The following is an 8261-nucleotide window of genomic DNA, read 5'->3' as shown; positions in this document are numbered from 1 at the left end:
GCGGCGGTTATGGTGGCGGCGGCGGCGGTGGTTACGGCGCCGGCGGCGGTGGTGGCTTCGGCGGTGGTGGCCGGGCTGCATCCGGTCCCTCGGTCGAGATGAGCGGCACCGTGAAGTGGTACGATCCCGCCAAGGGCTTCGGCTTCGTCTCGGTCAACGACGGTGGCAAGGACGTGTTCGTGCACCGTTCCGCCCTGTCCCGCGCCGGCCTGGAATCGCTGGCCGAAGGCCAGCAGGTCACCCTCGGCGTCGTCGATGGTCAGAAGGGCCGCGAGGCCTCCAGCATCAACGTCGAAGACTAAAGGTCTCGCGGCCGTCTTGCTGCCGCGATCCCTCGGAATTCTACAAGGCGGCGGCCCCCAACGGGGTCGCCGCCTTTCTTGTTTCGGAGCCGCCATGCACCGCGTGCTGATGCCGACGATCCTGCTGATCCTGGCGCTGGCGCCGGCGCGGGCAGAGGATTTCAGCGGCTTCTACGCGGGCATCAATGCCGGCTATGCCTGGGGCAAAGACAGGGACCGTGTCGGGACGGTGCCGAATCCGGGGTCGCGCGCCGGCTACGACCGACCCGGCGCCGGCCCGGATCTTCCGCCGAGCGCAAACAGCGCCGCAGCCGCCCTGCGGAGAGCTGGCCGCAGTGGTACCGGCACAAATGTCGGACGCTGAGCGGCGGGCCGTTGCGGCCAGGCAGGCGCGGAACTTCGTTTCCTTCGTACACAGGGCGCCCTGAAGGCTTGGATGGCCTATCCTCCGAGGCGCCCACACGCGCATCGAAGCCGCAGCAGCGCCGCCGTCGAACGAGATGCCGGTTCGGCGCGTGACGATCCGAACTTTGAGCGACTTACGATTGCAGAGCGCTTGGGAACAACTTCAAGCGGCCGGCACAACACTGGAATCGTTCCGGAACATAGCCGTTGCGAGTCGCAGTGCGCCGCTGCTAGGCCGCGGGAATGGGATCACGAAATCGGGAGATCGCGCGATGAGCGCCCGCTCCATGCCAGGTTTGACCTACCGTCTGGCGGTGGCCGGACGCGTGGTGCTGGCGGCCATCGGCGGCTACGGCATCGCGGCCCTCTCGGCGGCGCTCCTGGCCCTGGTCCTGCCGATGCCGCGTTCCGAGTCGGTCTCGACCGGGACGCTCGTGAGCTTCGCGATCATGGCCGCCGCGGTGGTCTGGGTGTTCGCGGCCCGGTCCCTCGGCCGTGCAGCGCTGGTCCTCGGCCTCGTCGCGGCGCCGCTGGCGGCAGGGCTATGGCTTGCCGGGGCGTTCACCGGGGCCACGGCTCCATGAGCAGCCCCCGGAAAAGTTTCCGGCAGTCGATGGCGTGGCTGCACACCTGGTCCGGACTCGTCATCGGGTGGGTGCTGTTCGCGATCTTCGTGACGGGGACGGCGAGCTACTATCGCACCGAGGTCTCGCACTGGATGCGGCCCGAACTGAGCGCGACTGCGGTCGATCCGGCCGCGTCCGCCAACCGCGCCGCGGCCTATCTCGGGCGCGTGATGCCGGATGCCATGGCCTGGTCGGTCCGGCTTCCCACCGCCGAGAAACCGCAGGTCGAGGTCTATTGGTGGAAGGATCCGGGCGGGCCGTATCACCACGCACTCCTGGATCCCGCGACCGGCGAAGCATCGCCCGCGCGCGAGACGAAGGGCGGCGACTTCCTCTATCGCTTCCATTTCGAGCTGGCCCTGCCGGCGCTCTGGGGCCGCTGGATCGTAGGGATCTGCGCGATGATCCTGTTGGTGTCGCTGATCACCGGCATCGTCACCCACCGTCGCATCTTCGCCGACTTCTTCACGTTCCGGCGGGACCGCTCTGCCCAGCGCGGCTGGCTCGACGCCCACAACGTCGTCGGCGTGCTGGCGCTGCCGTTCCACCTGATGATCGTCTATACCGGCCTGGTCGAACTCGGGCCGCTGCTGATGCCCTGGGGCGTGAAGGCGGCCTACCAGCACGATCTGCTGGCTTACTACGCCGAGTCCGGGATCATGGCGGCGGCACGCAAGCCCGCGGGTGAGCCGGGCGCCCAGATGCCGCTCGGCGACATCGTGGCCCGTGCCACCACGGATGGAGGCGAGCCCCCGGAGGTCGTGATGGTGACGAAGCCGGGCGATGCGGCCTCGAGCGTCACCGCCTTCTTCGAGGAGCCGCCCGGCCTCGCGCACCTGCATCCGCAGATCGTCTACGCGGGCGATACCGGTACTGAGCTGTCCCGGACCGGCGAGGCCGGCGGCGCGACCCGCACCGGCGCCGTGATGATCGGCCTGCACGAGGCGCACTTCGCCGCCGCGCCCCTGCGCATCCTGTTCTTCCTCTGCGGCGTGATGGGTGCCGCCACCATCGCGTCGGGCCTCGTGCTCTGGACCGTGGCCCGGGCGCCGAAGGGCGCGAACCCGGCGGGCTTCGGCCTGCGCCTCGTGCGCGTGCTCAACCTCGGCACGATCGCCGGGCTGCCTACGGGGCTGGCCGCCTACTTCCTGGCCAACCGGCTGCTGCCCCTCGACCTCGCCGGCCGGGCGGATTGGGAGGTGCGCGCCTTCTTCGGAGTCTGGATCCTCGCGGCCCTGGCCTCGGCTCTGGCCCCCAGCGCGAAGGCCTGGCCGGCCGGGCTCTCGGCGGCGGCGCTCGCCTTCCTGGCGATCCCGGCCGTGGATGCGGTGACCGTCGGCCAAGCCCGCTTCCTGGGATTCGACGCGGCGATGCTCGCGGTGGCGATCCTGCTCGCCGTCGGCGCCCGCTTCGCGGCCAGGCGACCGGGTCGGGTTCGGGCGGCCAAGCCGGCACTGTCACGGACGGTGGAAGCGTGACCGCCGCCGCCCTGGCGCTGAGCCTGTGCCTCAGCTTCTCGAGCTTCGCCGCCCTGGCACTCAGCCTCGACCGGCATCACCGCGCCGTGTTCCGCGTGCCCGCGCCCCGGAGCCGGACCAGGAGCCTGCGCGCGGCCGGATGGTCCGGGCTGGCGGTGTCGTTCGCAGCATCGGTGGCCTGCGCCGGCTGGAATTTCGGCCCGGTCCAGTGGATCGGCGCCCTGACCGGCGCCGCGCTGCTGGTCGTGGCGGTGATGTCCTACCGGCCGGCGTGGTTGCGGGCCGCCGCCGTGGCCGCCCTGCCGCTGGCGATGCTCGCGCTGCCGTTCGCGCTCGGGTCCTGAGACGCGGGCACACCGGCCAAGCTAACTCTCAAGGTCAGCGATATGGCATGAGAATAATGCCAACGTATTGGTCGATCCGACCGCGGCTTCAGCGGGCATCCGAGGGGTTTTCACGCCTGAACCACCGAGTCCCGGGTTGACGGACACTTGTCCTGTCGCGATCCTGACCGGGAGGGCGTAGGATCCGCCCGCTCGCGCACTGGCCAAAAGTCCACCTTGATTCGGCACGCCAAAAGCCATTGGCTGCCACCAGAGCCGAACCGGACGCCGCCGATCGAATCGGCCGTCCGCGTGCCAGCTTCAGCCCAAGAGCCGCGGTTCGCGAGGCCGGGGCCTACGGAGGGAACAGAGCCATGAACAAGCCGGAATTTCTCGGCGACGCCCGGACCAAGTCGCCCTTCTCGGCCCGCTACGACAACTTCATCGGCGGCCAGTGGGTCGCCCCGGCCGCCGGCCGCTACTTCGAGAACACCTCGCCGATCACCGGCAAGGTGATCTGCGAGGTTGCCCGCTCCGACGCCGCCGATGTCGACAAGGCGCTCGATGCCGCCCACGCGGCCAAGGAATCCTGGGGCCGCACCGCCCCGGCCGAGCGCGCGCGCATCCTCAACAAGATGGCCGACCGGATGGAGGAGAACCTCGATCTGATCGCGCTGGCCGAGACCTGGGACAACGGCAAGCCGATCCGCGAGACGACCCACGCCGACATCCCCCTGGCGATCGACCATTTTCGCTACTTCGCCGGCTGCATCCGCGCGCAGGAAGGCTCGATCTCCGAGATCGACCACGACACGGTGGCCTACCACTTCCACGAGCCGCTCGGCGTCGTGGGCCAGATCATCCCGTGGAACTTCCCGATCCTGATGGCGGTCTGGAAGCTGGCCCCGGCGATCGCCGCCGGCAATTGCGTGGTGCTCAAGCCCGCCGAGCAGACCCCGGCCTCGATCCTGGTAGTGATGGAGCTGCTCGCCGACCTGCTGCCCCCGGGCGTCATCAACATTGTCAACGGCTTCGGCCTGGAGGCCGGCAAGCCGCTGGCGTCGTCGCCGCGCATCGCCAAGATCGCGTTCACCGGTGAGACGACCACCGGCCGCCTGATCATGCAATACGCCTCGCAGAACCTGATCCCGGTGACGCTGGAACTGGGCGGCAAGTCGCCGAACATCTTCTTCGCCGACGTGGCCAACGAGGACGACGACTTCTTCGACAAGGCCCTCGAGGGCCTGACGATGTTCGCCCTCAACCAGGGCGAGGTCTGCACCTGTCCGAGCCGGGCGCTCGTGCACGAGTCGATCTACGACCGCTTCATGGAGCGGGCGGTGAAGCGCGTCGAGGCGATCACCCAGGGCTCGCCGCTCGATCCCGCCACGATGATCGGCGCCCAGGCCTCGGGCGAGCAGATGGAGAAGATCCTCAGCTACATCGACATCGGCCGCCAGGAAGGCGCGGAGCTGCTCACCGGCGGCGCACGCAACGTCAAGGACGGCGAGCTGGCCGAGGGCTTCTACGTGCAGCCGACGGTGTTTCGCGGCCACAACAAGATGCGGATCTTCCAGGAGGAGATTTTCGGGCCGGTCCTGTCGGTCACGACCTTCAAGGACGACGCCGACGCGCTGGCGATCGCCAACGACACCCTCTACGGCCTCGGCGCCGGAATCTGGACCCGCGACGGCACCCGCGCCTACCGCTTCGGCCGGGCGATCCAGGCCGGCCGCGTCTGGACGAACTGCTACCACGCCTACCCGGCCCACGCGGCCTTCGGCGGCTACAAGCAGTCCGGCATCGGCCGCGAGACCCACAAGATGATGCTCGATCACTACCAGCAGACCAAGAACATGCTGGTCAGCTACTCGGCCAAGAAGCTCGGATTCTTCTGAGTCCTGGTCCGGGTTACCCCCGAGCCGACTTCACCCCGGCCTCGCGGCCGGGGTTTTTCTTTTGGGGGCCGGGTTTGCTGCCGAACCGGGCCGCGCCGTAGAAATCCGAACCCCCGCACGCATATCCAACAGCCAGCAGGGGAGTGAAGCATGACCGCCGTTTCCACGAACGACGCCACCACGGCGGAGCAGGCTGGTGTCGACGGCACACCCCTGAGGGTCACCGCGACGCCGGCGGCGCTGGCACTGATCGACGAACTCCGGTCCGAATACGGGCCGGTGATGTTCCACCAGTCCGGCGGCTGCTGCGACGGGTCCTCGCCGATGTGCTACCCGCTCGGCGACTTCATCATCGGCGACGGCGACGTCCATCTCGGGCAGGTCGGCGGCGCGGATTTCTACATCTCCCGGTCTCAATTCGCGGTCTGGAAGCACACCCACATCCTGCTCGACGTGGTGCCGGGGCGCGGCGGCATGTTCTCTCTGGAAAACGGCCGCGAAAAGCGCTTCCATATCCGCTCGCGCCTGTTCACCGAGGCCGAGAATCGGGCGCTCGACGGCGCCTGCAAGCTCTGAGCGAGGCAAGATGGCGACCGTAAAGCTGTGGAGCGATGCCGAAGCCGAGGCCCACCCGCGGGTGCGGGCGGTTTTCGCCGACATCCGGGCGACCCGGGGCTCGGACTTCGTCAACAACTTCTGGCGCGGACTTGCCAACGATCCGGGCCTTCTGGAGCGCACCTGGGCGAGCCTCAAGGTCGTGATGGGCCCGGGCAGCCTCGATCCGCTGACCAAGGAGCTGGTCTACATCGCGGTCTCGATCGCCAACGGCTGTCCCTATTGCATCCACTCGCACACCGCCGCGGCCGGCGCGAAGGGCCTGACCGCGGAGCAGCACGGCGAGTTCCTGGCGGTGGTCGGGATGGCGAACCAGACCAACGCCCTGGTCAACGGCCTGCAGATCCCGGTCGATTCCGCGTTCAAGGTCGGCGAATCATGAGCGACGCATCCGAGGCATCACGGCCGGGCCTTGTAGTCCTGCGCGAGAGCGCGCCGTTCCGCGGCAAGCAGGGGCACATCTACCGCCCCGCGATCTCGGCGGAGGCGGTGGGCGCCAAGGCGTTGCATCTTCAGCTTCTGGAAATTCCGCCCGGCGAGCGCGCCCACGCCCACAAGCACGAATCGCACGAGACCGCGATCCACGTCCTCTCGGGGATCTCGGGCTGCTTCTGGGGCGAGCGCCTGGAGCACCACGCGATCGCGGGAGCCGGCGAGTTCGTCTACATCGCCGCCGACGTGCCGCACCTGCCCTACAACCGCAGCCGGACCGAGCCGGTCACCGCGGTGATCGCCCGGACCGACCCGAACGAGCAGGAGAGCGTGGTCCTGCTGCCGGAACTGGAAGCCGGTGTGGATTGGTCGAAGGCCGAGGGGTAGGCTTTCGGTTTGTTCGCGCGGGCCAGTGAGGCGGCCGTTACCGGGGCAAACGCCTTTCCACCCCCCACCCCTCATCGTGAGGTGCCGAAGCAAAGCGGAGGCCTCGAAGGAGGCCTCCAGAAGTCGCTGAGGCATCTGGAGACCTCCTTCGAGGCACTGCGATCTTCGATCGCCGCGCACCTCAGGATGAGGGTGTGCGTTAGAAAACTCGGCCTCACACTCGCCTGGCTCTTTCCGCCTCAGCGCTACCGCTGCTCGATGCGCTCGTTGGCCAGCCGCTCGGCGCGGGTGCGCTCGTCGCCGCTGAGCCCCGACAGGGTCTGGTCGAGCCAGGCGTCGGACAGGCCCTGCGCGGCGGCGGCGAGGTTCCAGGCCGCGGCCTCGATCAGGTTCTTGGAAACGCCCCGGCCCACCGCGTAGAGCCGCGCCAGCCGGTTCTGCGCGATGGCGTTGCCGCGCGAGGCCGCGTGCAGGAAGTAGCGGGCGGCCGAGCGCTCGTCCTTGGTCACGCCGTTGCCGTTGAACAGCAGGATCGCGTACTCGACCTCGCTGGCGAGATCGCCGTTGTCGGCCCCGCGTCGGAACCACTGGGCCGCCTGGCTCGAATCCTTCGCGACGCCGCGGCCCTGGAGGTAGAGCACGCCCAGGTCGTGCTGGGCGGGGCCGATCTCGGCATCGGCGGCCTTGCGGAACTGCGTGGCGGCGGCCGCCTCGTCGGCGGTGGCGCCGGTGCCGATCAGGATCAGCCCCAGATTGTAGGCGGCCGTGGACGAGCCCTGAACCGTGGCCTGTTCCAGCCAGCGCCGGCCGGCCTTGGGGTCCTTGGGCATGCCGCGCCCGTCGAGCGCCATCAGGCCGAGCGACGACATCGCTGCGGCGTCGTTCTGGGCGGCTGCCAGGCGGTACCACTCGGCGGCCTTCACGGGGTTCTGCTTGACGCCGAGCCCCTGGTTGTACAGCTCGCCCAGAAGCGTCATCGCGGCCGCGTCCTTGGGATTGGCCTCGATCCGCTTGGTCGCCTCCCGGAAGGCGGTGACGTACTGGCCGCGTTGATAGGCACCATAGGCGAGGTCCGCCGGCTGGCCGCTGGCGGGCGGGACCGCGCCCCGGGAATAGTTCGGCGTGTAGGGGCTCGGAAGCTCCGGCATCGCGGTCTTGTCGGTCGGGGCGACGATCTTGGCCGGATCGAGCGGGCTGGGCGCGGCGAGCGCCGGCAGCGCCGCGGCCAGGGATGCCGCAAGAACCAGGACGCGCAGACTCACGCGGCCCGCTCCGCGATCGCGGCTTGCGCCCGCGCGACGACGTCAGTCCCGGGCAGCCACAGGCCGCTCTCCAGACCGACGAACTCGGCCCCGGTGGCGACCAGGGGGCCGATCTCGTCCGCCGTCGCGGCCACCGCGACGCAGGGCGTCTCGAAGATCTCGGCCCACCATTCGGCGCGCGCCAGCACGGTGTCGGCCTCCGGGGCGACACCGTCCGGATAGAGACCGCCGAACATCAGGTAATCGATGGCGGCCTCGCCCGCCTCCATGGCACCGTGCTTGGTCTCGATGCCGCCCGCTCCGAGGATGCGACCCTCTCGGAGACGGTCGCGCAGGTCCTTCAGGTCGCGCGGCTTGTCGACATGCACCCCGTCGGCGCCACCCCTCGTCGCCACCGAGACGAGGTCGCCGGTGAACCCCGGGCAGGCCACGACGAGGGCCGCGCCGGCTTCTTGCGTGATCGGCGCGACCTGCTTCACCCGGGCGGTGAGCCCGCGCTCGTCGGTGGCGGCGAGCCGCAGGATCACGGCCGC

Annotated in this window: 11 protein-coding genes; 9 read left to right on the top strand and 2 right to left on the bottom strand. The window is 69.5% G+C overall.

All coding sequences use genetic code 11. The features are described from left to right. The 9 genes from FV228_RS14625 to FV228_RS14585 form a co-directional block, all read left to right on the top strand. The coding region (locus FV228_RS14625) for a cold-shock protein (protein WP_281406496.1) at positions 1-302 on the top strand (302 nt) is incomplete at its 5' end. A 94-nt stretch (positions 303-396) separates the two neighbouring features. Next, positions 397-666, top strand: coding sequence for a hypothetical protein (locus FV228_RS14620; RefSeq protein WP_147855290.1), 270 nt, complete (start codon positions 397-399; stop codon positions 664-666). 313 nt (positions 667-979) lie between these two features. Further along, positions 980-1291, top strand: a complete 312-nt coding sequence (locus tag FV228_RS14615) for an iron transporter (protein ID WP_147855289.1) — start codon at positions 980-982, stop codon at positions 1289-1291. After that, positions 1288-2811: a PepSY-associated TM helix domain-containing protein gene (locus FV228_RS14610; RefSeq protein ID WP_147855288.1), complete on the top strand. Its 1524-nt coding sequence runs from the start codon at positions 1288-1290 to the stop codon at positions 2809-2811. Before FV228_RS14615 ends, FV228_RS14610 begins: the two co-directional genes overlap by 4 nt. Next, a complete protein-coding gene (locus FV228_RS14605; RefSeq protein WP_147855287.1) occupies positions 2808-3155 on the top strand; it encodes a DUF3325 domain-containing protein in 348 nt (115 codons plus the stop codon). The genes FV228_RS14610 and FV228_RS14605 overlap by 4 nt, the downstream gene beginning before the upstream one ends. 353 nt (positions 3156-3508) lie before the next feature. Continuing rightward, the gene (gene adh / locus FV228_RS14600; protein WP_147855286.1) at positions 3509-5032 is read left to right on the top strand and encodes an aldehyde dehydrogenase; all 1524 of its coding nucleotides are present in this window, start codon (positions 3509-3511) and stop codon (positions 5030-5032) included. A gap of 150 nt (positions 5033-5182) precedes the next feature. After that, positions 5183-5608, top strand: coding sequence for a DUF779 domain-containing protein (locus FV228_RS14595; protein WP_147855285.1), 426 nt, complete (start codon positions 5183-5185; stop codon positions 5606-5608). A gap of 10 nt (positions 5609-5618) precedes the next feature. Further along, positions 5619-6029 carry a carboxymuconolactone decarboxylase family protein gene (locus FV228_RS14590; RefSeq protein WP_147855284.1) on the top strand — a complete coding sequence of 137 codons (411 nt, stop codon included), beginning with the start codon at positions 5619-5621 and terminating at the stop codon, positions 6027-6029. Continuing rightward, entirely contained in the window at positions 6026-6466 is a 441-nt protein-coding gene (locus FV228_RS14585) for a cupin domain-containing protein (protein WP_147855283.1), read from the top strand. Before FV228_RS14590 ends, FV228_RS14585 begins: the two co-directional genes overlap by 4 nt. 245 nt (positions 6467-6711) lie before the next feature. Here FV228_RS14585 and FV228_RS14575 read toward each other — a convergent pair whose 3' ends face one another. Beyond that, positions 6712-7728 carry a tetratricopeptide repeat protein gene (locus FV228_RS14575; protein WP_147855282.1) on the bottom strand — a complete coding sequence of 339 codons (1017 nt, stop codon included), beginning with the start codon at positions 7726-7728 and terminating at the stop codon, positions 6712-6714. Next, the coding region (locus tag FV228_RS14570; RefSeq protein WP_147855281.1) for a thiamine phosphate synthase at positions 7725-8261 on the bottom strand (537 nt) is incomplete at its 5' end. The genes FV228_RS14575 and FV228_RS14570, both read right to left, overlap by 4 nt.

Origin of the sequence: Methylobacterium sp. WL18 (assembly GCF_008040015.1) — a bacterium.
GTDB lineage: Bacteria > Pseudomonadota > Alphaproteobacteria > Rhizobiales > Beijerinckiaceae > Methylobacterium > Methylobacterium mesophilicum.
Note: the sequence above shows the minus strand (reverse complement) of the source record. Positions and strands in the feature narration are given on the sequence as shown.